The sequence below is a fragment of the Sphingomonas benefaciens genome (assembly GCF_052907485.1).
In genome coordinates, this window is record NZ_JBREIC010000005.1 from 87,860 (window position 1) to 110,108 (window position 22,249).

The following is a 22,249-nucleotide window of genomic DNA, read 5'->3' on the forward strand; positions in this document are numbered from 1 at the left end:
CAGGGCGAGACCGGCGGCGATCGCCGCGAAGCCGGCGAGCAGGGACGGCAGCCGCCGCGGCGCGGGCGGTTCGGCACCGATGGTGGGTCCGCCGGGACTCGAACCCGGGACCTCTCGATTAAAAGTCGCTTGCTCTACCAACTGAGCTACGGACCCCTGCCATCGGCGAGTGGGCGGCCTAGGCGCGCGGACGCCGCCGGTCAATCCTCGCGGCAAGTTGACGCAGCGTTCGGCCGCTGACCGGATCGCGCCAAGACGGCGCGATATGCAGCAGGGGGCGCAGCACGAAGGCCCGCTCGCGCATCGCGGCGTGCGGCACCGTCAGGTCGCGGGCGTGCCAGCGCCCGCCCGACCAGAGCAGGATGTCGAGGTCGATCACCCGCGCGCCCCAGCGCCGGCCGCGGCGGCGGCCGAACGCCGCCTCGATCCGCTTCAGCCGCGCCAGCAATTGCGGCGGTGTCTCGGCGCTCGCGATCAGCGCGGCCGCATTGGCGAAGCGGCGGATCGACGGGCCGAGCGGCGGCGTCGCGATCACCGGCGAGGCGGCGACCACGCCGCCGATCGCCGCCAGCGCCGCGCGCACCTCCGCCGCCGGATCGCCGTGCCGGCCGCGCCGATTGGAGCCGAGGCCGATCGCATAGATTGTCGTCGCCACGCGCTCGCCCTAACGCGGTTGCCATGTCTTTGGAAATCATGCCGCCGACGCTGCCTGGCGCGCCCCTGCTCGCGATCGAGCCGCCGCGCGACTGCCCGCTCTGCCCACGCTTGGTCGCGGTCCGCGAGGAACTGCGTGCCGAACTGCCGCAATGGTGGAATGCGCCCGTCCCCGCCTTCGGCGACCCGGCCGCCTGGCTGGCGATCGTCGGCCTCGCACCGGGGCGGCAGGGGGCCAACCGCACCGGCCGCCCGTTCACCGGCGACCGGTCCGGCCCGTTGCTCTACGATACGCTGATTGCGGCGGGCCTGGCGGAGGGCAGCTATACCGGCAAGGCGGACGAAGCGCTGGCGCTGAACGGCGCGATCATCCTCAACGCGGTCAAATGCCTGCCGCCCGAGAACAAGCCGACGCCCGACGAGATCCGCACCTGCCGCCCCTTCCTGGAGGCGGAACTCGCCGCCCTGCCCGCGGTGCGGGTGGTGGTGGCGCTCGGCCAGATCGCGCATCAATCGGTGATCAAGGCGCTGGGCGGCAAGCTGCCCAAGGCCCGTTTCGCCCATGGCGCCGAGCATCGCCTGCCCGACGGACGGATCGTGATCGATAGCTATCATTGCTCGCGCTACAACCAGAACACCGGCCGGCTGACGCCGGCGATGTTCGAAGCGATCTTCGCGCGGGCGCTGGCGCTCAGGGCTTAGGACTTAGGGATCAGTGAATCGACCCCCTTGGCCGCCACCGCCCATCGATAGACCGCGTCGGCGATGTAGAAGCGGAACTGGAAACCATCGAAATAGACGTGCTTGGCGTTGCTCGTACAAATCGGCGTGGCGTTGACGATATTCGCCTCCAGCCGCCTGATCTCCTTGTAGGCTCCCGACCGGATGAGTTGCAGTGCCAAGACTGGCTGCAAGCGCACCTGGCACACGGCCATCTCGAAATATCGGCGGTCGGCTGGAAGCCGGAATTTAGCGAGTTCGTTTTCGCGGAGATTGAAACGCGCCTGCACATCCGCATCCGCGGTTTGCGCTGTGGTGAGGGTCAAACCGGGTGCGAACACCGCAATCGCCCGAAGAAACATCGCGCCGCGATCATAATAGCTGGTGTCGTAGAAAAAGCTGTTGGATGCTCGACCGAAATGCAGTGCCCCGAAGCTGTCCTGGGCGCAGGTGGCGTGCTTCTGGATGTATTGGCTCTGGCCAAAGGACTGGCGCGTACTGTTGATGACCCCGTCCAGAGCGGCGCGCAGATCGCCGTAATCGTCCCTTCCCGCTCGCATCGCGCAGTGCGTGAAGCGCTCCGCAATAGCGAAGACGGCACCGCTGCTGGGCGCACCCTTGCCCGTCCGCATGCTACCAAGCGTTCGTTGGGTCACCATGGATTTGGGATCGTCGATGTCGGTCACGCCGGTCACGACGATATCGTCCGACGGCTTTGCCGTGGCGCCCGGCGATTTGACCTGCGCGGCCGAGGTGGCGGGCGAGCCGGCCTGCGCGAGCATCAACAGGGTCAGGGTCAGCATCGTCGATCACCCTCAAGCGGTTGGGATCAGCGTGTCGACCCCCTTGGCCGCCACTGCCCATCGATAGACCGCGTCGGCGATGTAGAAGCGGAATTGCGCGAAATCGAAGAACACCTTTTTCGCGTGGCCGGTGCAGTCCGGCGTCGCGTTGACGATCGCCGCCTCGGTGCGGGTGATCTCGTCATAGCCGTTGGCCTTGATCAACCGCACCGACAGTTCGGGGGCCTGCCGAACCTGGCAGATCGCCATTTCAAAGAAGCGCCGGTCGGTTGGCAGGCGAAACTTGGCTAGAGGGATTTCACGCAGATTGAAGCGCGCCTGAACATCGGCGTCCGCGGTCTGATCCTTGGTCAGTGTCAGATCGGGGCTGAACAATTGCACAATACGCAAGGTCATCGCGCCACGATCGTAATAGCTCGAATCATAGCCGCCGGCAGCTGCCGCATTCCCGAAATGTTGGGCCGCAAACACGTCCTGCGCGCAGGTCGAGTGCTTTTTGACGAATTGGGTCTGGCCGAACGACTGGCGCGGGCTGTTGATGACGCCATCGATCGCGGCCCTGAGATCGGACATGTCGCGCATGCCGGGCGTGATCGCGCATTTCGTAAAGCGCTCGGCCAGCGCGAAGACGGCGGCACTCTGTTGCGGGCCGCCGCCGATTTTACCGCTGCTCAGCGTACGATGCGTCACCGCGGACTTGGGATCGTCGAGGTCGGGCAAGCCCGTAACGACGATGTCGTCGGATTTCGGAGCGTTCTGCTGGGTCGCTGAAGTGGCGGGGGACGATGTCGTCTGCTGCGGGACCGCCTGTATCGCCAGCGCGAATATTAGTCCCGCAACGATCATATATCCTCCACCAGCCGCCCGTACAGTTCAGGACGCCGATCCCGAAAGAAACCAAAGGCGGCACGATGCCGCTTTATTCTAGCGAGATCAAGCGTGGCGACGATGACACCTTCCTCCTCCCGGTCCAGTTCGGCCAGAACGTCGCCGCGTTCGTCGACGATAAAGCTGGTGCCGTAGAAAGTCTGGTCGTGTTCGGTGCCGACCCGATTGGCGGCGACGACCGGCACGACGTTGCTGACCGCATGGCCGATCATCGCCCGCCGCCATAGCCGCGCGGTGTCGAGGCTGGTGTCGTGCGGCTCGCTGCCGATCGCGGTCGGGTAGAACAGCAGTTCGGCCCCCATCAGCATCAGCGCGCGCGCGGTTTCCGGATACCATTGGTCCCAGCAGACGCCGACGCCCAGCTTCCAGCCCGGCGCATCCTGGGGCGCCGGCCAGACCTTGAAGCCGGTGTTGCCGGGGCGGAAGTAGAATTTCTCCTCATAGCCCGGACCATCGGGGATGTGGCTCTTGCGATAGACGCCCTGCACGCCGCCGTCGGGGCCAATCATCGCCAGGCTGTTGTAATAATGCGGCCCGTCCGCCTCGAAGAAGCTGGTCGGGATGGTGACGCCGAGTTCCTGGGCCAGCGCCTGCATCGCCAGCACCGCCTTGTGCTCTTGCGTCGGGGCGGCATTGGCGAACAGGCCCTCGTCCTCGACCCGGCAGAAATATTCGCCCTCGAACAATTCCGGCGGCAGGATGACCTGCGCGCCCTGCGCATGCGCCTCGCGGACGAGGCGCGACACATTGGCGATGTTCGCGTCGATATCGTTCGAGAAGCCGAGCTGCAGCGCGGCGACGGTGATTGCAGTCATGGCCGATCCTAGAGAGTGACGCCGAATCGCGCGGCGATCGCAACCGTGGCGAGATAGAGCAGGAATGTGACGGCGCAACCCGCGCCCAGCGCGCTCCAGAAGCCGACACCGTGGCGCAGCAGCGCCGGAATCAGCAGAAACATCGGCAGCGACGGCAGCACGTACCACACAGTCGCCTGCGCATGATCGGCGAGGCGGACCGGATCGCGCGTGTCGTGCCACAGCCAGATCATGCCGAGGACCGACACCAGCGGCAGCGAGGCGACCAGCGCCCCCGCCGCCGGGCTGCGCCGCGCGATCAACGCGACCAGCGCGACGATCACGCCGGACAGCATGGCGCGGACGATCAGCGCCAGCACCGGATCGGGCGGGACCGTGTCATCCCACGGCGCTCAGCCGCCAGCGGATCAGGCGAACGAACGGCGCGGGATCGTCGAGGCGAAACGCGATGGCGGCGATCGGCGGCTTCGGTCCGAACAGGCCACGGCGCGGCACCGGCTCGCGCAGCCGCAGCAACAGGTTTGGCCAGGCGAGGAGGCCAACGTTGAGCGTGTCGCGCGCACGGACGCGGTCGCCGGCGGGCTCCGCCTCGATCGCCGCAATCTCCTCGATCGCGATCACGCGGTCGGCCAAAGTGCCGACGCGCAGGTGGATGCCGGTTGGTGTCAGCAGCACCGGGCGCAGGCGCAGCGATCTGATGACGCCGACAAGATAGAGCAACGACAGCCCGCCGATCACCGCCAGGATCATCGCCGCCCGCGCGCTAAAATGTGACACGACCAGATGGGTCACGCCGATCTCGATCACGGACAGCGTCGCCATCACGATCATCATCGGCGCGAGCTGTCGGTGATAGGCAAAGCCGCGCGCGTCCGGCGGCACGTCGGCGGGCGATCGCCAGCGGAACACCGCGAGGTGCAACAGCCCCACCTCCGCCACCAGCAGGCGAACGACCGGCGGCGGCAGGACCTCGCCCAGCAGCAGGCGCCAGCCCGCCGCCCGGCGCAGATCGGCGTGCGGCACTTGCGCGCCCACCCGCGCCAGGCGGACGCCGGCATGCAGCACCACGACCAGCACCATCGCAGCGGCGAGCCACGGCATCGCCACGACCGCAGCGCGCAAGGGTGCGGGGGAGAGCAGCCACGCCGCGACGGCGCCGCCGGCGAGCGTGGCGACGACCTGACGCGGCAAGGGCCGCCGGCGCTGCGCCAGCAGCCCCAGCGTCAGCGCATCGCAGGCGATCCAGACGAACAACAACGCCGCGACCCGTGGATAGGCGAGCGCCGGTGCAGTCCGCACCGCCAGCGCCATCGCCAAGATCGCCGCAATCGGCAGCACGCTGCCGGCTATCCGGCTACGCCGATCGTCCCCTCCGAGCCTCGCCGTCGTCGCCACCATCGCCCGTCCTCCTGACGCTCCCCGATTGTTATGGCCGATGTGGATGCAGGTCCATCACGCCGGGATCTGCTGGCTGATGCAATGGAAGCTGCCGCCGCCGGTCAGGATATGGTCGGCGCGGAGGCCCACCACCTCGCGGTCGGGGAAGATCGCCTGGATCGCCCGCACCGCCGCCTGGTCATTGTCGCTGCCGTAGAGCGGCACGACCACCGCGGCATTGCCGATGTAGAAGTTCATGTAGCTCGCCGGCACGACCTCCTCGTCGCGCAGGATGCGGCCCGGCGAGGGGATCAGCACGACGTCCAGCCCCGCGTTGCGCAGGTCGCGCTCGGCATGCTGATAGACCTGCCAGTTCGGGTCGTTCTCCGCCGCCCGCGGCAGCGCCACGCGATTCTCGCCGACGAAGCGGGCGAGATTGTCGACATGGCCGTCGGTATGGTCGCCGAGCAGCCCGTCGCCGAGCCACACCACCTTGGTGAAGCCCAGATCGTCGCGCAGCCGCGCCTCGATATCGGCCTTGGTCATCGTCGGGTTGCGGTTGGCATTGAGCAGGCATTGCTCGGTGGTCACCACCGTACCGGTGCCGTCGCCGTCGATCGCGCCGCCTTCGAGCACCCAATTGCAATAGCCGACCTTGGCGCCGATCGACTGGCCGAGCCGCAGCCCGATCGTGTCGTCGCCGGGCAGGTCGTATTTGCCGCCCCAGCCGTTGAAGTCGAAGTCCGCCGCCTCGCCATTGTCGAGCAGGATCGGCGCGGTGTCGCGCAGCCAGATGTCGCCGAACGGCTCGACGACGACCTGGGCGAAGGACGCCATCGCCTCCGCCGCCGCGCCGGCCTCGGCATCGGCGGCGACCAGGATCACCTGCTCGCCGCGGCCATCGGCATGGACGGCGCGGGCGAAGGCGACGACCTCACGACGCGCCGGCTCCAGATCCTCGACCCACAGTTCCGGGTGCGAGGGGAAGCCGATCCACACCGCCCGGTGCGGCGCCCATTCGGCGGGCGGGGTCGGCAGGCTCATCGGGCGGCCCCGGCGCGGCTCTTGTCGCGGATGGCGCGGAATTCGTCACCCGGCACCCAGTTCGGCCAAGCCGTGCCGTCCGCCAGATCGCGGGCGATCATGTAATAGAGCTGCACGTCCTGCTCGACCCCGCGCCAATCCCATTTGGGATCATATTCGTCCTGCGGCGCGTGGTAGCGATGCTCCTCATAATCCTTGGCCGCCGCCTCGCCCGCGGCGCGGCCGCCGGTGACCAAGTCCTGGCCGGTCTCGAAATAGACCATCGGCACGCCGTGCTTGGCCAGGCTGAAATGGTCGGAGCGATAGTAGAAGCCCTTTTCCGGCGTCGGCTCCGGCGTCGCATAGCGGCCCTGCCGCTTCAGCGCGGCGTTGAGGTAGCCGTCCAATTCCGACTTGCCGCCGCCGACGACGATCACGTCCTTGGCCGGGCCGTACATGCCGAGCGCATCCATATTGGCACCGCCGACCGTCTGGCTGAGCGGGTAGATCGGATTGTCGCCATAATAGGCCGAGCCGAGCAGCCCCGATTCCTCCGCGGTCAGCGCGACGAACACCATCGATCGCCGCGCCGGGCCCGCCTTGGCGTTGGCCTGCGCCAGTGCGACCAGCGCCGCAGTGCCGTCGGCATTATCGACCGCGCCGTTGCAGATGCCGTCGCCGTTAACCGGCGTGCAATGGCCGAGGTGATCCCAATGCGCCGACAGCAGCACATATTCGTTCGGCGCCTCGCGCCCCGGCAGGATGCCGACGACGTTGTGCGAGATCTGCTTGCTGATCGTGTTGTCGAACGACACCGACGCCTTCACGCCGAGCGGCACCGGGCGGAACCCCTTGACCCTGGCGGCGGCGGCGAGCTGGTCGAAATCCTTGCCGGCGCTGGCGAACAGCGCGCGCGCCTTGTCGAGTTGCATCCAGCCGTGCGCCGCCGTGTCGTGCATATGGCCATCGGTGGCATCGGCGACGTGCGCGGCGCCGGTGTTGCTCGACCGGACGACGTTCCAGCCATAGGCGGCGGGTTCGGTCTGGTGGACGATGATCACCGCCGCCGCGCCCTGCCGCGCCGCTTCCTCATATTTGTAGGTCCACCGCCCGTAATAGGTCATCGCGCGGCCGTTGAACGGACCGTTCAGATCCTTGGTCTGCCAGTCGGGATCGTTGATCAGGACGATCACCGTCTTCCCCTTCACGTCGAGGCCGGCATAATCGTTCCAGCCCTTTTCGGGCGCGACGATGCCATAGCCGGCGAAGACGACGTCGCTGTCCTTCACGTCGATATGCGGCGTGACGCGATAGGTGCCGACCACCATGTCGGGACCATAAGCGAGGCTCAGCGGGGTCTTGCCGCCGGTGAAGGTCAGGGCCGAGACGTTCTTGGCGGTGATCTCGACCAGCGGCACGTCCTGCAGCCAGCGGCCCTTGTTGCCGGGCTTCAGCCCCGCCTTCTGGAACTGTTCCTGCAGATAGGCGAGCGTCTTGGTCTCGCCGGCGCTGCCCGGCGCGCGCCCTTCGAAGGCGTCGGACGACAGGGTCTTGGTGACCTCCTTCATCGTATCGACGGAGATCTGGGGGGCGGTCTGCGCGACGGCGGGCGCGGCCGCAGCAGAGAGAAGAGCGGCGAGAAGCAGGCGACGCATCATGGGCTCCGGTTTGGGGCAGTATGCGCTGCCTTTTGGCGCGGGGAGGACGGCTTGTCCACGGTGGCGAGAGCGCCGTCACCGTGCAGGGTGGATGCGGCGGCGTCGCAACGAAACAGGGCGGCCCCGCGGGACCGCCCTCTTGTGTTCGGTTCGGCTGGCGTCACGGCAAAGCCGCGACGTCGCACGGGCAAAGCCCGCCGGCCGGTCTCGCTCCGCTCGACTTAGCGCGAGTAGAACTCGACGACCAGGTTCGGCTCCATCTTCACCGGATAGGGCACTTCGTCGAGCGTCGGCACACGCACGAAGGTGACCTTGGCCGTGCCGTCGGCGGCGACGTAATCGGGCACGTCACGCTCGGCGAGGCCCTGCGCCTCGAGCACCAGCGCCATTTCCTGCGCCTTCTTGCCCAGCGTGATCTCGTCGCCGACGTAGCAGCGGCGCGACGCGACGTTGCACTTCACGCCGTTGACGCGGATGTGGCCATGGCTGACCAGCTGCCGCGCGGCGAAGATCGTCGGCGCGAACTTGGCGCGATAGACGATCATGTCGAGGCGCTGCTCGAGCAGGCCGATCAGGTTCTGACCGGTGTCGCCCTTCATGCGGGCGGCCTCGATGTACGACGCCTTGAACTGCTTCTCGGTGACGTCGCCGTAATAGCCCTTGAGCTTCTGCTTGGCGCGCAGCTGGATGCCGAAGTCCGACACCTTGCCCTTGCGGCGCTGGCCATGCTGACCGGGGCCGTATTCGCGCTTGTTGACCGGGCTCTTCGGGCGGCCCCAGATGTTCTCGCCCATGCGCCGGTCGAGCTTGTACTTGGCGCTTGCACGCTTCGACATAGATATTCCTTGCAACAACAATGACGTATCCCACGCCGCACGGGCATGGGGGTGGTCCCGGTATCGCTCTGCTGGTCTCTGGAGAGGGCAGGCCCGCCGCTTCACCGGGATGCGGGGGCGGTTGCGAAGGCGGCCGCCTAGCGGGCGGGGGCGCGCAAGTCAAGCTGGACAGGCGCAGGCTGGCCCGGCACAGCGCAGCGCATGACGACGATCCTCGCCGGCCCCGATTGCACCACCATGACCGAGGTCCGCGCCGGCGTCGACGCGCTCGACCGCGAACTGGTCGCGCTGCTGGCGCGCCGCTTCGCCTATATGGACGCGGCGGCGCGGATCAAGCCGGCGCGGGGCCATGTCCGCGACGAGGCGAGGAAGGCGCAGGTGATCGCCAACGCGCGCGTCGAGGCGGTGCGGCTCGGCGTGCCCGAGGATGCGGTCGGCGATCTGTGGGAGACGCTGGTCGAGGCGTCGATCGCGTACGAGCTGGCGGCGTTCGACCGGCGCTAGGTCGATCGACCGGAGGGGGCCATGCCTGCGCCATCGTTGTCATTCCCGCGCAGGCGGGAATCCAGAAACGCCGAGGTGGCGATTCCTTAGGGGCGTTGCGCGTCTGGATCCCCGCCTGCGCGGGGATGACGAGTTCCTGAAGTCGGCTCAGGGCTTCCGGAACTTGTAGACGAATTGGTCGGTGTGGCCGCGGATGCTGGGGTCGAACACCGGCTTGCTGTGGTCGTCCGCCGGATTGGCCAGCACCTTGCTCTCGCCGACGAAGCGGAAGCCGACCGATTCGACCTGGCGGCGGACCAGCGCCGGCTCGATGCGATGCTTGGTGCGGGTGTCGGCCAGGCCGGTGCCGGCCGCGTCGGCGTGATCGATGATCACATAGGTGCCACCCTTCTTGAGCAGCTTGAACACCGCGGTGTCGAACGCGCGCAGTACCGGTTCGCCGGCGCCGGCGTTGGGGATGTCATGATAGTTCTGCACCGTCCAGAACAGGTCGACCGGCTGCGACGCGGTCGGCAGATTGGTCGGCTGCACCTCGACGGTGACGTTGGCAAGGCCGCGCGCCTTCAACGCGGTCACGCTTTTTTCCGCACGTGCCGCCGCGGCGGCGGGCCAATAGGCCAGGACCTTGCCCTTCGGCCCGACGACGCCGCTGAAGATGCGCGTCCAGTATCCGCTGCCCGGCAAGTAATCGATCACCGTATCGCCGGGCTTGGCGCCGGAGAAGGCGACCACCGCCGCCGCCTGCCGCCGCTCGTCGTCGCCCTGCTGGTCGGCACGCGCCGGATCGGCGAGCGCCCGCGCCACCACCGCATTGGCCGCAGGAGCCTTCGGTGTCGAACTCTGCGCTGTCGCCGCCCCTGCGAGCGCCACAACCGCCACCGCACCGATCCACCGCATCATCCGACTCCATCGCTGGTTTGGCCCGCGTGCTACACTAAATGGAGGCGATGGGCGACATCCGCGATACGATCCAGGCACAGGTGCACCGGTTGGTCGGCTTCGGCGACGGCGGCGTCGACCTGACCCGGCCGCCCGGCGACCACGGCCTGTTCGGCCCCGAGTCCGCGGCCTGGCGCGTCCACGGCGATTTCACCGCGATGATGGCCGGCGGCGTCGCGGCGCTGCTGCTGCAGATGCTGCATCCCGGCGCGCTGGCGGGTGTGTGGGACCATTCCAACTTCCGCCGCGACATGCAGGGACGGCTGAAGCGCACCGCGCAGTTCATCTCCGGCACGACCTATGGCGCCACCGAGACCGCGGAGCGCCTGATCGCGCGGGTGCGCTCGATCCACGACCGCGTCGCCGGTACCTTGCCCGACGGGACGCCGTACAGCGCCAACGACCCGGCGCTGCTGACCTGGGTACACGTCGCCGAGGTGGCGATGTTCCTCGCCGCCTACCGCCGCTATCGCGAGGCCGATTTCCCCGGCAGCGAGCAGGACCGCTATCTCGGCGAGGTCGCGACCATCGCCGAGCGGCTCGGCGCGGTCGCCGTGCCGCGGAGTCGGGCCGAGGTGGACGCTTATCTGCGCGCCGTCCGCCCGCAGCTGCGCGTCGATCACCGCACCCGCAAGGTGGCGCGCGCCCTGCTCCGCCAGCAGCCGGCCAGCTTGGCGATGGCGCCGGCGCAGGCGCTGCTGATGGAGGGCGGGATCGCGCTGCTGCCCGATTGGGCGCGGACGATGCACGGGCTCGACCGGTCGCCGATTCACCGCCCCGCCGTGCGCGCCGGGGTGGCGGGAGTCGGCAGCGTGCTGCGCTGGGCGCTGCGCGACGGATCGGCCAAGCGCGCGCGGGCGCAGTAAGGCAGGGCAATTCCTCCCCGGCACGGGGAGGTGGCAGCGCGCCAGCGCTGACGGAGGGGGCTCTCCCCAAGCGGCACGCGGCGTGGCGAGCCCCCTCCACCGCCTGCGGCGGCCCCCCCCCCGCAAGCGGGGAGGACTTGCCGGTCACCCCTTGCGGGCGACCTGGAAGCCGGCGAACGACTGGCTGACCGGCATCAGCTCCAGTCTGTTGATGTTGAGGTGCGGCGGCAGCGTCGCGATCCACAGCACGGTGGCGGCGATGTCCTCCGCCGTCATCGGGTCGGCACCGCCGTACAGCGTGTCCGAGGCCTGCTGATTGCCGCCGGTGCGCACCAGGGTGAACTCGGTCTCGACCATGCCCGGCTCGATCGAGGCGACGCGCACGCCGGTGCCGTGCAGGTCGGAACGCAGGCCGAGCGTGAACTGCTTCACGAACGCCTTGGTCCCGCCATAGACGTTGCCGCCGGTATACGGATAGGTCGCGGCGACGGACGACAGATTGATGATGCCGCCCTTGCGTTCGATCAGCGTCGGCAGCAGCCGATGGGTGATGGCGACCAGGGCGGTGACGTTGGTGTCGATCATCGTCCGCCAGTCGTCGAGGTCCGAATCCTGCGCCGGCTTGGTGCCGAGCGCGAGGCCGGCATTGTTGACCAGCAGGTCGATGCCCCGGAACGCGTCCGGCAGGGCATCGATCGCCGCCGCCATGGCGTCGGCATCGCGGATGTCGAAGGCGGCGGCGTGGACGCGGCCGCCGAACTCCGCCGCCAGCGCTTCCAGCCGGTCGGCGCGGCGCCCGGTGGCGACGACCTGCCAGCCGATGCCGGCCAGCGCGCGAACGGTGGCGGCGCCGATGCCGGACGTGGCGCCGGTGACGAGTGCGGTCTTCATGTCTGTGTCCTCCACGTCATGCCGAACTTGTTCCGGCTTCCACCGGGGGGCAAGTCCATCCGCCGGTGCATGTGCGGCACGGTGGATGCCGGAACAAGCCCGGCATGACGAAAGAGGTCACACGTCGAGGTTGGCGACGTTCAGCGCATTGTCCTGGATGAACTCGCGCCGCGGCTCGACCACCTCGCCCATCAGCTGGGTGAAGATCATGTCGGCGGCCGACACGTCGTCGCTGGTGACGCGCAACATGGTGCGATTGGCGGGATCGAGCGTGGTCTCCCACAATTGCTCCGCGTTCATCTCACCCAGCCCCTTGTAGCGCTGGATCGACAGGCCCTTGCGCCCCGACGCCAGGATCGCGTCGAGCAGCTGCGACGGCCGCGCCACGCGCGATTCACCGCGGGCAAGCGCGGTCGGTACCTGCGCATCCTCGTCGGTCGGGTCGTCGGACACGTCCGCCTGCCCCTTCATCGGCACCAGCTTGCCGGCCTGGACGAAGCTGTCCGCCTCTTCCGACGCGAGGCCGTGCAGCTTGCGCGCCTCGGCACTGGCCAGGAAGGTCGCCTCGACGATGTGATGGTCGGTGACGCCGCGCCACAGCCGCTCGAAATGGATGCCGCCGTCCTCGGTCAGCCGCGCGGTCCACGCCGCCTCGTCGTCGCCCGCATCGAGCCGGCGCGTGACCTCGGCGACGGTCGCGGCGCGCTGGTCGCGGGTGAAGGTCGGGTCGAGCGCGCCGCCGAGCGCCAGCGCCTCGATGATCACCGGATCGTAGCGCCGCGGCACGTAGCGCATCAGCGTCCGCATGCGGCGGGCATGGTCGACCAGCGCCCTCAGGTCCTTGCCCGAGCGCGTGCCTCCTCCCGTCTCGAACACCATCGAGCCGACGCCCGCCTCGACCAGATAATCGTCGAGCGCGGCATCGTCCTTCAGATACACTTCCGACCGGCCGCGCGTCGCCTTGTACAGCGGCGGCTGCGCGATGAAGAGGTGGCCGCGCTCGATCAGCTCGGGCATCTGCCGGTAGAAGAAGGTCAGCAGCAGCGTGCGGATGTGCGCGCCGTCGACGTCGGCGTCGGTCATGATAACGATCTTGTGGTAGCGCAATTTGTCGGCGTTGAAGTCGTCGCGGCCGATGCCGGTGCCCATTGCCTGGATCAGCGTGCCGATCTCTTTGGACGAGATCATCCGGTCGAAGCGCGCGCGCTCGGTGTTGAGGATCTTGCCGCGCAAGGGCAGGATCGCCTGGAAATGGCGGTCGCGTCCCTGCTTGGCCGAGCCGCCGGCCGAGTCACCCTCGACCAGGAACAGCTCGGACTTGGCCGGATCCTTCTCCTGACAGTCCGCCAGCTTGCCGGGCAGGGAGGCGATATCCATCACGCCTTTACGCCGGGTCAGTTCGCGTGCCTTCTTCGCCGCCTCGCGCGCCGCCGCCGCATCGATCACCTTGGCGATGATCGCGCGCGCATAGGCTGGATTTTCCTCGAGATATTCGGCCAGCTTGTCGGCCATCAGGCTTTCCAGCGGCGCCCGCACCTCAGACGAGACGAGCTTGTCCTTGGTCTGGCTGCTGAACTTGGGGTCGGGCAGCTTGACCGAGACGATCGCGGTCAACCCTTCGCGCATGTCGTCGCCGGTCAGCGTCACCTTCTCCTTTTTGAGGAGCCCCGACTTTTCGGCGTAATTGTTGAGCGTGCGGGTCAGCGCAGCGCGGAACGCCGCGATATGCGTGCCGCCGTCGCGCTGCGGGATGTTGTTGGTGAAGGCGAGGACGTTCTCATAATAGCTGTCGTTCCACTCCAGCGCGACGTCCATGCCGATCGAATCGCGCTGGCCGGTGATCGCGATCGGTTCGGGCATCAGCGAGGTCTTCGACCGGTCGAGCCATTTGACGAAGGCGGCGATCCCGCCCTCGTAATAGAGCTCGATCGTCTTCGGCTCGTCGTGCCGCGCGTCGGTCAGGAACAGGCGGACGCCGGAATTGAGGAAGGCGAGCTCGCGGTAGCGATGCTCCAGCTTGTCGAAGTCGAATTCGGTGATCTTGAACGTCGCCGGGCTGGGCAGGAAGGTGACGCGCGTCCCCTTCTTGCCGTCCGCCTTGCCGACGACGCGCAGCGGATCGACCGCGTCGCCATGGGCAAAGCGCATGTAATGCTCCTCGCCGTCGCGCCAGATCGTCAGGTCGAGCCATTCGCTGAGCGCATTAACCACCGAGACGCCGACGCCGTGCAGGCCGCCCGACACCTTATAGGCATTGTCGTCGCTGGTGTTTTCGAACTTACCGCCGGCGTGCAGCTGGGTCATGATGACCTCGGCCGCCGACACGCCCTCTTCGGGGTGGATGCCGGTCGGGATGCCGCGGCCGTTGTCGGTGACGCTGACCGACCCGTCGGCGTTGAGCTGGATGTCGATCCGGTCGCAATGGCCGGCGAGCGCCTCGTCGATCGCATTGTCGCTGACCTCGAACACCATATGGTGGAGGCCCGAGCCGTCGTCGGTGTCGCCGATGTACATGCCCGGCCGCTTGCGTACCGCGTCGAGGCCCTTCAGCACCTTGATCGACGAGGCGCCGTATTCGCTATTCTGGGGTTCTGCCATAGCGAGGATATAGGGATTTCGGGCGCGAAACGGAAGGAAAATGCCGTCCCGCGCCCGAGCTTCCGATTACCCTCAATAGCGCGCGAATTCCGTCGCGCGGCGGCCGAGCAGCGTCACCTCGACGCGGCGGTTCTGGCGCATGCCGGCGGCGGTCGCGTTGCTGGCGACCGGATCGCGCTCGCCATGGCCGGCGACGCTGAAGCGGGCGCGCGTCACGCCCATCGCGTCGAAGGCGGCGCGGACGCTGGCGGCGCGGCGTTCGGACAGGTCCTGGTTGTGCGCATCGGTGCCGCGGCTGTCGGTATAGCCGTCGATCGCGACGCGAACCCCCGGATTGGCGCGCAGATAGGCGCCGAGCGGGCGCAGCTTCTCGACCGCCCCGGGGCGGAGCACGTCGCTGTCGGTCGCGAACAGCACGTCCTCCGACAGGGTCAGGGTCGCGCCGCGCGGCGTCTGGCGGAAGCCGTAATCGTGCATCGCGCGGCGATCCCAGTTGCCGCCAGGCGCGCCGCGCTCGATCACCGTGGTCCGCTCCTCGACCACCGTGCCGCGACCGCGCCCGTCCCAGTCGAACCGATCGCGCCGCGGCCCCGCCGCCTGGGCGAAGGCGCGGTTGGCGGCATCCGCCTCGCGCGGCGACAGGATGCCGTCGTGATTCCAGTCGAAGTTGCGCATCACGAAGGCGCGACCGCGCGGATTGTCGCGCAGCTCGGGGAACAGGACGCGGACGCCGGGCCCGGCCAGACGGTAGGGGCGGTCGCCGGGACCCCAATCCCAACGGTCCTGCGCGCTGGCGGGCGCGGCAAGCCCGGCGGCGAGCGTCGCGGCGGCGATGGCGGCGATGATCATGGTGCGCATACTGATGTCTCCTGTCTGTCCCCGCTCTGGCGGCGGCGGATCTGGACCGAACGCCTTGAACCCGCGATGAGCCGCACTGAAAACCGCAATTAAGGATCGGTTCGGTTCGATTTTTTACCGCCGCGTCGGGTGGAGGTCGCTGCGCCCTCAGCCCAGCGTCACCCGCGTCGCCTCGCCGCGCAGCTCCGTGAACAAGGCCGGCTCCGTTCCGGTCATCCACACCTGGCCGCGCCCCGCGAGCCGGTCGAACAGCGCTTCGCGACGGCGCGGGTCGAGATGCGCGGCGACCTCGTCCAGCAACAGCACCGGCCGCCGCCCGACCCGCGCCGAGACGAGCTCGGCATGGGCGAGGACGATGCCGAGCAGCAGCGCCTTCTGCTCGCCGGTCGAGGCGAGCGCCGCCGGCTGGGACTTGCCGAGATGCGTGACCAGCAGGTCGCTGCGATGCGGGCCGACCAGCGTCCGTCCTGCCGCGGCATCGCGCTGGCGGCCGTTGCGCAGCTCGGCGAGCAACCCGTCGGCATCGCCCTGCCAGCCGTCGAGTGCCAGACCGGCGCGCGCGAACGCCCCCTCTGGCTGCGCGGCGAGCGCCGCCCCGAGCAGATCGACGGTGTTGCGCCGCGCAACATCGACCGCCGCGCCATGCTCCGCCATCTGCGCCTCCAGCGCGGCGAGCCAGGACGGATCGGGCGGCCCATCGTCGGCGAGCAGCCGGTTGCGCGCGCGCATTGCCGCCTCGTAGCGCGTCGTCGCCTGCGCATGGCCGGCGAACAGCGCCAGCGTCAGCCGATCGAGGAACCGCCGGCGCTCGCCCGCGGGCTCGACGAACAGCCGGTCCATCGCCGGGGTCAGCCACAGCACGGTGAGCCATTCGGCGAGCGTGTTGGCAGTCGCGCTCGCCCCCTGGACGCGGACCTGGCGCCGCTCCGGCGCGCTCGCCAGCGTGCCGGTGGCGAGTTCGACATCCTCGTCGCCGAGCCTGGCGGCGATGCCGAAGCCGCCCGGCCCGTCCTGCCGCGCCATGTCGGACAAAGCAGCGCGACGCAGGCCGCGTCCCGGTGCGAGCAGCGACACCGCCTCCAGCACATTGGTCTTGCCGGCGCCATTCTCGCCGGTCAGCACGACGAAGCCCGGTCCGGGCGCCAGCACCAGCTCCGCATGGTTGCGGAAATCGGTCAGGGCGAGGCGGGACAGCATCGCCGGCCCGCCTAGCAGCATTTCAGGCGGTTAGGCGAGCGCGCCCGCCGCCCGTGCCTTCATCGCGCTGGCGTAGGAGGACAGCGCGTCGCCGAGTTCCGCCTGGGCCCGGCGATAGGCGACGGGATCCGCGATCCGCAGCCGCGTCCGCGCCGCGTCGAGCGGCTCGTCCATCAGCGCCTCGTAATCCTCGCCGAGCAGCCAAACCGCGCGCTTGCCGTTGCGATAGCCCTCCCGCACCGCTTTGGCGAACAGCAGGCCCTTCGACACCGCGACCGACTTGAGCGCCGCGCCGGCGGCGATGAACGCCCAGCCAAGGCCGCGGGTCTGCGCATAGGAGAAGGCGACGAGGCAGGCCTCGCCCATCGTCTCGTCGGCCTTGTAGCCGGTCAGCACGTGCCAGATGTCGTGAACGTCGCGGGTGCGGCGGCCCATCCAGGCATAGGGATGTTCGGCATCGACCTCGCTGGGTGCGGCGCGGCTGACCTCGACGAGGCCGTCGGCGGAATAGCCGGTCGATTCGAGGAAGTCGCGATAGGCCGCGCCGACCGTGCCAGGCTTGAAGCCCGCCACCCAATCGCGATCGGAGAAGCGTTGCGCCAGCTCGACCTGCGCCGTCGCCATCCGCCCGCCCACGCGCGTCGCGAGCAGCCGCCCGTAAGCCTGCGCCGTGTCGCCGACGTTGAGGGCGCGCATGATGCGGAACACCTGCGGTGTGTCGTCGCCATTGGCGAGCAACGCGCGCAGCGCGGCGAAGGCGGTGCGCCAGTCTCGGCGGCCGGTGGTACCTGGAAAGGGGGGAAGCTTGGCCATCGTCATCGGCTCCATACTTACAATGATGTCAGTATAGCGCGTCGAGGGTGGAGGGGCAAGATGATCTGCGGCGGACCGTCACACCTGCGGCGTCAGGTCACCAGCCGGCGCAGCGCCTCGACGCGATCCGCCTCTGCCGCCGGCTTGTCGGTGCGGATCCGCGCGATCCGCGGAAAGCGCATCGCGACGCCGGACTTGTGCCGGCTGGAAGCGTGGATCGAGTCGAAGGCGATCTCCAGCACCAGCGACTTTTCGACCTCGCGCACCGGGCCGAAGCGGTTCAGCGTATTGCCGCGCACGAACCGATCGAGCATCTTCAGCTCTTCGTCGGTGATCCCCGAATAGGCCTTGCCGACCGGCAGCAGCTCGCCGTCCTCGGTCCAGCAGCCGAAGGTATAGTCGCTGTAATAGGACGAGCGGCGACCGTTGCCACGCTGCGCGTACATCATCACGCAATCGGCGGTCAGTGGATCGCGCTTCCATTTGTACCATAGACCGGCGCGACGGCCGCCGACATAGGGGGAATCGCGCCGCTTCAGCATCACGCCCTCGATCGCGGCATCACGGGCGCCGGCGCGGATCGCCTCCAGTTCGGTGAAACTGTCCGCGGCGATCACCTGACTGATGTCGAACCGCTCCGGATCGAGCCGGGGGACGAAGGCCTCCAGCCGCGCCCGCCGCTCCGTCCACGGCAGATTGCGCAGATCCTCGTCGCCGTCGATCAAGATGTCGTAGAGGCGGACGAAGGCGGGATAGTCGGCGAGCATCTTGGCGGACACCTGCTTGCGGCCGAGCCGCTGCTGCAGCGCGTTGAAGCTCGCCGCGCCGCCGCCGTCCTCCAGCGTGCCGCCCTGCACCTCGCCCTTGACCAGCAATTCGCCGTCGACCGCACCGGGGGTGGCAAAGGCCGCGGCAACATCGGGAAAGCTGCCGGTGACGTCGTCACCGGTGCGGCTGTAGAGCCGCGTCTGGCCGGCGGTGTGAACGATCTGGACGCGGATGCCGTCCCATTTCCATTCGGCGGCGTAATCGGCGAGGTCGACCTGCGCATCCTCCAGACCATGGGCGAGCATGAACGGCCGAAACACCGGCACGTCCGCCGCCGTGGGCTGCGGACCATGCCCCTCCGCCCAGGCGAACAGCGATGCATAAGGCGGCGACAGGCCGTGCCACACCTCCTCGACGACATCGACGTCGAGCCCGAAGGCTTGCGCCAACGCCGTCTTGGCCAGCCGCGCCGATACGCCGATACGCAATGATCCGGTTGCCATTTTGAGCAAGGCGAAGCGTTCCTCGGCGTCGAGCCGGTCGAGCATCGCCGCCAGCGCGGCGGGCGCGTCCGAGCGCGACAGGTGGAGCAGCCGGTCGACGACGGCGCTGACCGACAGCGGCTCGCCGGCCGGGGCCGGCACCGGCGCCGGCCACAGCAGCGCCACCGTCTCCGCGGTATCGCCGACATAGTCGCGGCTCATCCGGAACAGCACCGGATCGATGCGGGCCTCGATCAGCGCGCGTACCACCGCGGGTTTGATGCCGGGAATGTCGAGATCGCCGGTCAGCGCCGCCATCGCCCAGCCGCGATCCGGATCAGGGGTCGCCAGCAGATAATCGACGATCAGCTTCAGCTTGGCGTTGCGGCCGCGGGTGTAGATCAGCGAGTCGAGAAGCGCGGCGAAGGCGTGCATGACGATGCAACGTCTGGCGGGGCCGAACCGCTCCCGCTACCGCAGCCGGCGATGACCCGCGCCGTCCGTTCGATCCTGATCCTGCTCGCCGCCGGGGTGCTGGCGGTTGCCGTGCTGCTGGTCGTCGGACTGCGCGAGATCGTCGCCGACCCGATCGTCCGCACCACCTATGTCGCCCTGCCCGGCTGGCCGGTGCGAACGCCGCCGCTGACGGTCGCGCTGGTCAGCGACATCCATATCGGCAATCGCGCGATGGATGCGGCGCGGCTCGACCGCATCGTCGGCGCCATCAACGCGCACCGGCCGGACCTGGTGCTGCTCGCCGGCGACTTCGTGATCGGACACGATGCGGCAAGCGGCGCCGGCGCCGCCGAGCAACTGGTCGCGCCCCTGTCGCGCCTGCGGGCGCCGCGCGGCCTTTATGCCGTGCTCGGCAATCACGATCATTGGACGGGCGCGGCCCGCGTCGTGCGCGCGCTGCAAGCCGCGGGCATAACGACCCTGTCCAACCGCAGCGTCCGGGCCGGCCCGCTGACGCTGGTCGGGATCGACGATGCCTATAGCGGCCATAACGACGTCGCGCGCGCCTTTGCCGGGGCCGCTCCGGGTCCGCTGATCGCGCTGACCCATGCGCCCGATGTCGTCGCCTGGCTGTCGCCCGGCGAGGCCCCGCTGCTGCTCGCCGGCCATACCCATTGCGGTCAGGTCGTCCTGCCGAACGGGCGTGGCGTCACCGAACTGGGCCTGTTGTCCGACCGCCCGCTGTATAATCCGCGCTATCGATGCGGGCGGATCGACGATCCCGGCCGCACGGTGATCGTCACCGCCGGCGTCGGCGGCGGCAGCGCGCCGATCCGGCTGAACGCGCCACCCGATTGGTGGCTGATCACCGTCGGCGGCCCGCTCAGTCGACCGCGTCCTTGACCGCCTTGCCCGCCATCAGGCCCAGCACGAGGAAGATCAGGAACAGCGCGATCGCGATGAAGAAGAGGATCTTGGCGATGCCGATAAAGGCACCGCCGACCCCGCCGAAGCCGAGCAGCGCGAGTACGAGCCCGATGACGAGAAAGGTGAAAGCGAGCTTGAGCATGACGGCCTCCTGAACCTCGGCGAAGAACAGGCAGCAGGCCTGACATGTTCCGCAACTCGGGCGCCGCGGCCTCAGCCCTTGCGGCTCGCCTCGAACAGGAACCAGGCGCGCTCCTCGGCCTGGTCGGTCCATTCGTCGACGATGCCGCTGGTCGCATTGTCCCTCGCCTCCTCGGCGGCGTCCTTCACCGCGCGGAAGGCCTCGACCAATTTGAGATTGTCCTCGCGCAGTTCGGCGAGCATCGCACCCGCCTCGACGAACTCCAGATCGTTGTCGGCGATCGTCTGGCGGCGGCTGATGTCGCCGATCGACCGCAGCGTCGTGTTGCCGATCTTGCGCACCCGCTCCGCGATCGCATCGGTAACGCCGAGGATCTGCGCCGCCTGATCGTCAAGCAGCAGGTGATAGTCGCGGAAATGCGGGCCCGAGACGTGCCAGTGGAAATTCTTGGTCTTGATATAGAGCGCGAAGCAATCGGCGAGCGCCGCATTGAGCGCGTCGGCGACCGAACGCGTGTTGGCGAGATCGGTAGGCGTGCGCAGCGCCGGGTTGGTATCGGCCATCGATGGTCTCCCGTGGCGGTCAGTGAAATCGTTGCGGCAACGATCCGATAGCCGAAATGCTCCCACCGGGAGAATCCGAATTGCCGGTCTGTCTGATCGACGGCTCAGATCAGCCGCAGCGCCCCGAGTCCCAACCACAGGCCGACGAGCAGGAACACCGTGCCCGCCGCCCGCCGCAAGGTCGGCTGGGGCAGCGCAGTCCATCCCGCCTCGCCCAAAACGGCGGCGACCGCGAGCGGCACCAGCCCGCCGATCGTGGCACCGGCGGCGGCGAACCCCGCCTGCCCGGCGCGCGCCGCCAATGCCAGCACGACGAATTGCACGCCGTCGCCGAAGGCGAGGATGAACAGGCCGAGCAGGCTGGTCGCAAATGCGCCGATCCGCCAGCCGGCGAGGCGTTCCGGCGGCTTGGCGGCGACCAGCATCCCGCCGCCCTGCAACACCAGCGCCAGGGCAACGAACAGTTGCCGCGCCTCCGGCGTCAGATGCGGCGCGATCCAGGCGCCGGCGACCGCCGCGATCGTCGTCGCCGCCGCGAGTGCGATGGCGGCGGCAAGGATCACCGTCACCGGCCGGGCGAAGCGATCCGCCAGGATCGCCGTCAACCACGCCGGCCGATCGCCGATCTGCCCCAGCGCCGCCGCGAGCAGTGCCGCCATCAGCGCGTCCATCAGGAATCCATCGCGCGCGAGCGGCTCAATGCGCCAGCCGCACCGAACAGGCCGCGGCGAAGGCGTCGCAGGCGGCGAGATCCTGCCGCTCGCAGGCGACCGCGTCGCGCAGCATCGCCAGCCAGCCGTGGACCAGCGCGCCATGCTCGCCGCGTGACAGAGCCGAATCGACGAAATGCGCCACCGTCACCGCCGGTGCGAGACCGTTGCGATGCGCGATCAGCCGGATCGCATCGATGTCGCGCGCCAGCGTCTTCGCGGGCGTATAGGGCGCCCGCACGTCGATCGCGGCGATTCGCGCCGTCAGTTCCGCGCGGATCGCGCCCAGGTCCGTCTCCATCCCCATCATCCGCCCCCTTCCGATCCGCCCCCGATCGTCTATTCTAGGCGCACACCCTCGCATGACGAGAGTAACGGCGTGGTTAAGACGGTGGGCACGCCCAGCCGATCCGCCGCACTCGGTTGACTTTCCGCGCCGCCTGCGCCATGCGCCGCGGCTGATCGAGCGGCGGCGCCTGTGTCGCCGCTCTTATGCGTTTTTCAGGATTCAGGGCTCATGGCCAAGCCGACCACCGTCAAGATCAAGCTCGTCAGCTCCGCCGACACCGGCTTCTTCTACGTCACCAAGAAGAACCCGCGCACCAAGACCGAGAAGCTGAGCTTCAACAAGTACGATCCCGTCGTGCGCAAGCACGTCGAGTTCAAGGAAGCCAAGATCAAGTAAGCCGGCCGGGGCGGCTTTCCGCCCGCCGCTTGCCGATCCGGTGCGACCAGAGCCGCCGGTGCGGGATGCCGCGCCG

Annotated in this window: 25 protein-coding genes and 1 tRNA gene; 5 read left to right on the plus strand and 21 right to left on the minus strand. The window is 68.7% G+C overall.

The genetic code is table 11. The features are described 5' to 3' along the window. Nucleotides 1-80: 80 nt before the first annotated feature. Nucleotides 81-156 (minus strand) — tRNA-Lys (locus ACU5AX_RS15560). 22 nt (nt 157-178) lie between these two features. Further along, complete coding sequence (gene folK / locus ACU5AX_RS15565; RefSeq protein WP_446691718.1) at nt 179-655, minus strand: 2-amino-4-hydroxy-6-hydroxymethyldihydropteridine diphosphokinase; 477 nt, start codon at nt 653-655, stop codon at nt 179-181. A gap of 23 nt (nt 656-678) precedes the next feature. On the opposite strand from folK, the gene ACU5AX_RS15570 reads away from it, so the two are divergent. Further along, nucleotides 679-1,356 (plus strand): uracil-DNA glycosylase, encoded by a 678-nt coding sequence (locus ACU5AX_RS15570; protein ID WP_446691719.1) that lies wholly within the window; start codon nt 679-681, stop codon nt 1,354-1,356. Here the strand turns inward: ACU5AX_RS15570 and ACU5AX_RS15575 are convergent. From ACU5AX_RS15575 to rpsD, 8 genes are all read right to left on the minus strand, one after another. Beyond that, nucleotides 1,353-2,177, minus strand: a complete 825-nt coding sequence (locus ACU5AX_RS15575) for a hypothetical protein (protein ID WP_446691720.1) — start codon at nt 2,175-2,177, stop codon at nt 1,353-1,355. The genes ACU5AX_RS15570 and ACU5AX_RS15575 overlap by 4 nt on opposite strands. A gap of 12 nt (nt 2,178-2,189) precedes the next feature. Further along, nucleotides 2,190-3,023 (minus strand): hypothetical protein, encoded by an 834-nt coding sequence (locus ACU5AX_RS15580; protein ID WP_446691721.1) that lies wholly within the window; start codon nt 3,021-3,023, stop codon nt 2,190-2,192. Further along, the gene (gene aguB / locus ACU5AX_RS15585) at nt 3,020-3,880 is read right to left on the minus strand and encodes an N-carbamoylputrescine amidase (RefSeq protein ID WP_446691722.1); all 861 of its coding nucleotides are present in this window, start codon (nt 3,878-3,880) and stop codon (nt 3,020-3,022) included. The genes ACU5AX_RS15580 and aguB overlap by 4 nt, the downstream gene beginning before the upstream one ends. A gap of 8 nt (nt 3,881-3,888) precedes the next feature. Beyond that, nucleotides 3,889-4,239, minus strand: coding sequence for a DUF3147 family protein (locus ACU5AX_RS15590; RefSeq protein WP_446691723.1), 351 nt, complete (start codon nt 4,237-4,239; stop codon nt 3,889-3,891). 19 nt (nt 4,240-4,258) lie between these two features. Next, on the minus strand, nt 4,259-5,218 hold the full coding sequence (locus ACU5AX_RS15595) for a hypothetical protein (protein WP_446691724.1): 960 nt from the start codon (nt 5,216-5,218) through the stop codon (nt 4,259-4,261). A gap of 114 nt (nt 5,219-5,332) precedes the next feature. Continuing rightward, nucleotides 5,333-6,301, minus strand: a complete 969-nt coding sequence (locus ACU5AX_RS15600) for an agmatine deiminase family protein (protein WP_446691725.1) — start codon at nt 6,299-6,301, stop codon at nt 5,333-5,335. Then, the gene (locus tag ACU5AX_RS15605; protein WP_446691918.1) at nt 6,298-7,935 is read right to left on the minus strand and encodes a M28 family metallopeptidase; all 1,638 of its coding nucleotides are present in this window, start codon (nt 7,933-7,935) and stop codon (nt 6,298-6,300) included. Before ACU5AX_RS15605 ends, ACU5AX_RS15600 begins: the two co-directional genes overlap by 4 nt. 224 nt (nt 7,936-8,159) lie before the next feature. Then, entirely contained in the window at nt 8,160-8,774 is a 615-nt protein-coding gene (gene rpsD, locus ACU5AX_RS15610; RefSeq protein ID WP_198354233.1) for a 30S ribosomal protein S4, read from the minus strand. Nucleotides 8,775-8,975: 201 nt separating this feature from the next. On the opposite strand from rpsD, the gene ACU5AX_RS15615 reads away from it, so the two are divergent. Further along, entirely contained in the window at nt 8,976-9,278 is a 303-nt protein-coding gene (locus ACU5AX_RS15615; protein ID WP_446691726.1) for a chorismate mutase, read from the plus strand. A 147-nt stretch (nt 9,279-9,425) separates the two neighbouring features. Here the strand turns inward: ACU5AX_RS15615 and ACU5AX_RS15620 are convergent, their stop codons facing one another. Then, entirely contained in the window at nt 9,426-10,178 is a 753-nt protein-coding gene (locus tag ACU5AX_RS15620; protein ID WP_446691727.1) for a class I SAM-dependent methyltransferase, read from the minus strand. Between the two features lie 47 nt (nt 10,179-10,225). Here ACU5AX_RS15620 and ACU5AX_RS15625 point away from each other — a divergent pair, with 47 nt between their 5' ends. Further along, nucleotides 10,226-11,083: an oxygenase MpaB family protein gene (locus ACU5AX_RS15625; RefSeq protein ID WP_446691728.1), complete on the plus strand. Its 858-nt coding sequence runs from the start codon at nt 10,226-10,228 to the stop codon at nt 11,081-11,083. Nucleotides 11,084-11,227: 144 nt separating this feature from the next. On the opposite strand, the gene ACU5AX_RS15630 is transcribed toward ACU5AX_RS15625, so the two are convergent. From ACU5AX_RS15630 to ACU5AX_RS15655, 6 genes are all read right to left on the minus strand, one after another. After that, entirely contained in the window at nt 11,228-11,974 is a 747-nt protein-coding gene (locus ACU5AX_RS15630) for an SDR family NAD(P)-dependent oxidoreductase (protein WP_446691729.1), read from the minus strand. 117 nt (nt 11,975-12,091) lie between these two features. Next, on the minus strand, nt 12,092-14,572 hold the full coding sequence (gene gyrB / locus ACU5AX_RS15635; protein WP_446691730.1) for a DNA topoisomerase (ATP-hydrolyzing) subunit B: 2,481 nt from the start codon (nt 14,570-14,572) through the stop codon (nt 12,092-12,094). A gap of 72 nt (nt 14,573-14,644) precedes the next feature. Further along, on the minus strand, nt 14,645-15,430 hold the full coding sequence (locus ACU5AX_RS15640) for an OmpA family protein (RefSeq protein WP_446691731.1): 786 nt from the start codon (nt 15,428-15,430) through the stop codon (nt 14,645-14,647). Between the two features lie 147 nt (nt 15,431-15,577). Continuing rightward, nucleotides 15,578-16,627, minus strand: coding sequence for a DNA replication/repair protein RecF (gene recF, locus ACU5AX_RS15645; RefSeq protein WP_446691919.1), 1,050 nt, complete (start codon nt 16,625-16,627; stop codon nt 15,578-15,580). A gap of 30 nt (nt 16,628-16,657) precedes the next feature. After that, nucleotides 16,658-17,440, minus strand: coding sequence for a Coq4 family protein (locus ACU5AX_RS15650; protein WP_446691732.1), 783 nt, complete (start codon nt 17,438-17,440; stop codon nt 16,658-16,660). A 92-nt stretch (nt 17,441-17,532) separates the two neighbouring features. Continuing rightward, nucleotides 17,533-19,125, minus strand: coding sequence for a cisplatin damage response ATP-dependent DNA ligase (locus ACU5AX_RS15655; RefSeq protein ID WP_446691733.1), 1,593 nt, complete (start codon nt 19,123-19,125; stop codon nt 17,533-17,535). A gap of 51 nt (nt 19,126-19,176) precedes the next feature. On the opposite strand from ACU5AX_RS15655, the gene ACU5AX_RS15660 reads away from it, so the two are divergent. Next, nucleotides 19,177-20,049, plus strand: coding sequence for a metallophosphoesterase (locus ACU5AX_RS15660; RefSeq protein WP_446691734.1), 873 nt, complete (start codon nt 19,177-19,179; stop codon nt 20,047-20,049). On the opposite strand, the gene ACU5AX_RS15665 is transcribed toward ACU5AX_RS15660, so the two are convergent. The 4 genes from ACU5AX_RS15665 to ACU5AX_RS15680 all read right to left on the minus strand — a co-directional run bounded on the left by ACU5AX_RS15665 (nt 20,030) and on the right by ACU5AX_RS15680 (nt 21,789). Further along, nucleotides 20,030-20,215, minus strand: coding sequence for a DUF1328 domain-containing protein (locus tag ACU5AX_RS15665; RefSeq protein WP_198354224.1), 186 nt, complete (start codon nt 20,213-20,215; stop codon nt 20,030-20,032). The genes ACU5AX_RS15660 and ACU5AX_RS15665 overlap by 20 nt on opposite strands. 71 nt (nt 20,216-20,286) lie before the next feature. Beyond that, entirely contained in the window at nt 20,287-20,778 is a 492-nt protein-coding gene (locus ACU5AX_RS15670) for a Dps family protein (RefSeq protein WP_198354223.1), read from the minus strand. Between the two features lie 104 nt (nt 20,779-20,882). Beyond that, nucleotides 20,883-21,449 (minus strand): TMEM165/GDT1 family protein, encoded by a 567-nt coding sequence (locus ACU5AX_RS15675; protein ID WP_446691735.1) that lies wholly within the window; start codon nt 21,447-21,449, stop codon nt 20,883-20,885. Nucleotides 21,450-21,474: 25 nt separating this feature from the next. Next, nucleotides 21,475-21,789 carry a hypothetical protein gene (locus ACU5AX_RS15680; RefSeq protein ID WP_232474063.1) on the minus strand — a complete coding sequence of 105 codons (315 nt, stop codon included), beginning with the start codon at nt 21,787-21,789 and terminating at the stop codon, nt 21,475-21,477. A gap of 216 nt (nt 21,790-22,005) precedes the next feature. Here ACU5AX_RS15680 and rpmG point away from each other — a divergent pair, with 216 nt between their 5' ends. Beyond that, entirely contained in the window at nt 22,006-22,173 is a 168-nt protein-coding gene (gene rpmG / locus ACU5AX_RS15685) for a 50S ribosomal protein L33 (RefSeq protein ID WP_007407030.1), read from the plus strand. Nucleotides 22,174-22,249: the final 76 nt, after the last annotated feature.

Bases quoted from the DNA above. Each gene is read 5' to 3' on its own strand.
- gyrB (WP_446691730.1), bottom strand. From the start codon at position 14,572: ATGGCAGAACCCCAGAATAGCGAATACGGCGCCTCGTCGATCAAGGTG.
- ACU5AX_RS15650 (WP_446691732.1), bottom strand. From the start codon at position 17,440: ATGGCCAAGCTTCCCCCCTTTCCAGGTACCACCGGCCGCCGAGACTGG.
- ACU5AX_RS15660 (WP_446691734.1), top strand. From the start codon at position 19,177: ATGACCCGCGCCGTCCGTTCGATCCTGATCCTGCTCGCCGCCGGGGTG.
- ACU5AX_RS15580 (WP_446691721.1), bottom strand. From the start codon at position 3,023: ATGATCGTTGCGGGACTAATATTCGCGCTGGCGATACAGGCGGTCCCG.
- rpmG (WP_007407030.1), top strand. From the start codon at position 22,006: ATGGCCAAGCCGACCACCGTCAAGATCAAGCTCGTCAGCTCCGCCGAC.
- ACU5AX_RS15655 (WP_446691733.1), bottom strand. From the start codon at position 19,125: ATGCACGCCTTCGCCGCGCTTCTCGACTCGCTGATCTACACCCGCGGC.
- ACU5AX_RS15600 (WP_446691725.1), bottom strand. From the start codon at position 6,301: ATGAGCCTGCCGACCCCGCCCGCCGAATGGGCGCCGCACCGGGCGGTG.
- aguB (WP_446691722.1), bottom strand. From the start codon at position 3,880: ATGACTGCAATCACCGTCGCCGCGCTGCAGCTCGGCTTCTCGAACGAT.
- ACU5AX_RS15640 (WP_446691731.1), bottom strand. From the start codon at position 15,430: ATGCGCACCATGATCATCGCCGCCATCGCCGCCGCGACGCTCGCCGCC.
- ACU5AX_RS15630 (WP_446691729.1), bottom strand. From the start codon at position 11,974: ATGAAGACCGCACTCGTCACCGGCGCCACGTCCGGCATCGGCGCCGCC.
- rpsD (WP_198354233.1), bottom strand. From the start codon at position 8,774: ATGTCGAAGCGTGCAAGCGCCAAGTACAAGCTCGACCGGCGCATGGGC.
- ACU5AX_RS15625 (WP_446691728.1), top strand. From the start codon at position 10,226: ATGGGCGACATCCGCGATACGATCCAGGCACAGGTGCACCGGTTGGTC.
- ACU5AX_RS15665 (WP_198354224.1), bottom strand. From the start codon at position 20,215: ATGCTCAAGCTCGCTTTCACCTTTCTCGTCATCGGGCTCGTACTCGCG.
- recF (WP_446691919.1), bottom strand. From the start codon at position 16,627: ATGCTGTCCCGCCTCGCCCTGACCGATTTCCGCAACCATGCGGAGCTG.
- ACU5AX_RS15575 (WP_446691720.1), bottom strand. From the start codon at position 2,177: ATGCTGACCCTGACCCTGTTGATGCTCGCGCAGGCCGGCTCGCCCGCC.
- ACU5AX_RS15675 (WP_446691735.1), bottom strand. From the start codon at position 21,449: ATGGACGCGCTGATGGCGGCACTGCTCGCGGCGGCGCTGGGGCAGATC.
- ACU5AX_RS15620 (WP_446691727.1), bottom strand. From the start codon at position 10,178: ATGATGCGGTGGATCGGTGCGGTGGCGGTTGTGGCGCTCGCAGGGGCG.
- ACU5AX_RS15605 (WP_446691918.1), bottom strand. From the start codon at position 7,935: ATGCGTCGCCTGCTTCTCGCCGCTCTTCTCTCTGCTGCGGCCGCGCCC.
- ACU5AX_RS15670 (WP_198354223.1), bottom strand. From the start codon at position 20,778: ATGGCCGATACCAACCCGGCGCTGCGCACGCCTACCGATCTCGCCAAC.
- ACU5AX_RS15680 (WP_232474063.1), bottom strand. From the start codon at position 21,789: ATGGAGACGGACCTGGGCGCGATCCGCGCGGAACTGACGGCGCGAATC.
- ACU5AX_RS15615 (WP_446691726.1), top strand. From the start codon at position 8,976: ATGACGACGATCCTCGCCGGCCCCGATTGCACCACCATGACCGAGGTC.
- ACU5AX_RS15570 (WP_446691719.1), top strand. From the start codon at position 679: ATGTCTTTGGAAATCATGCCGCCGACGCTGCCTGGCGCGCCCCTGCTC.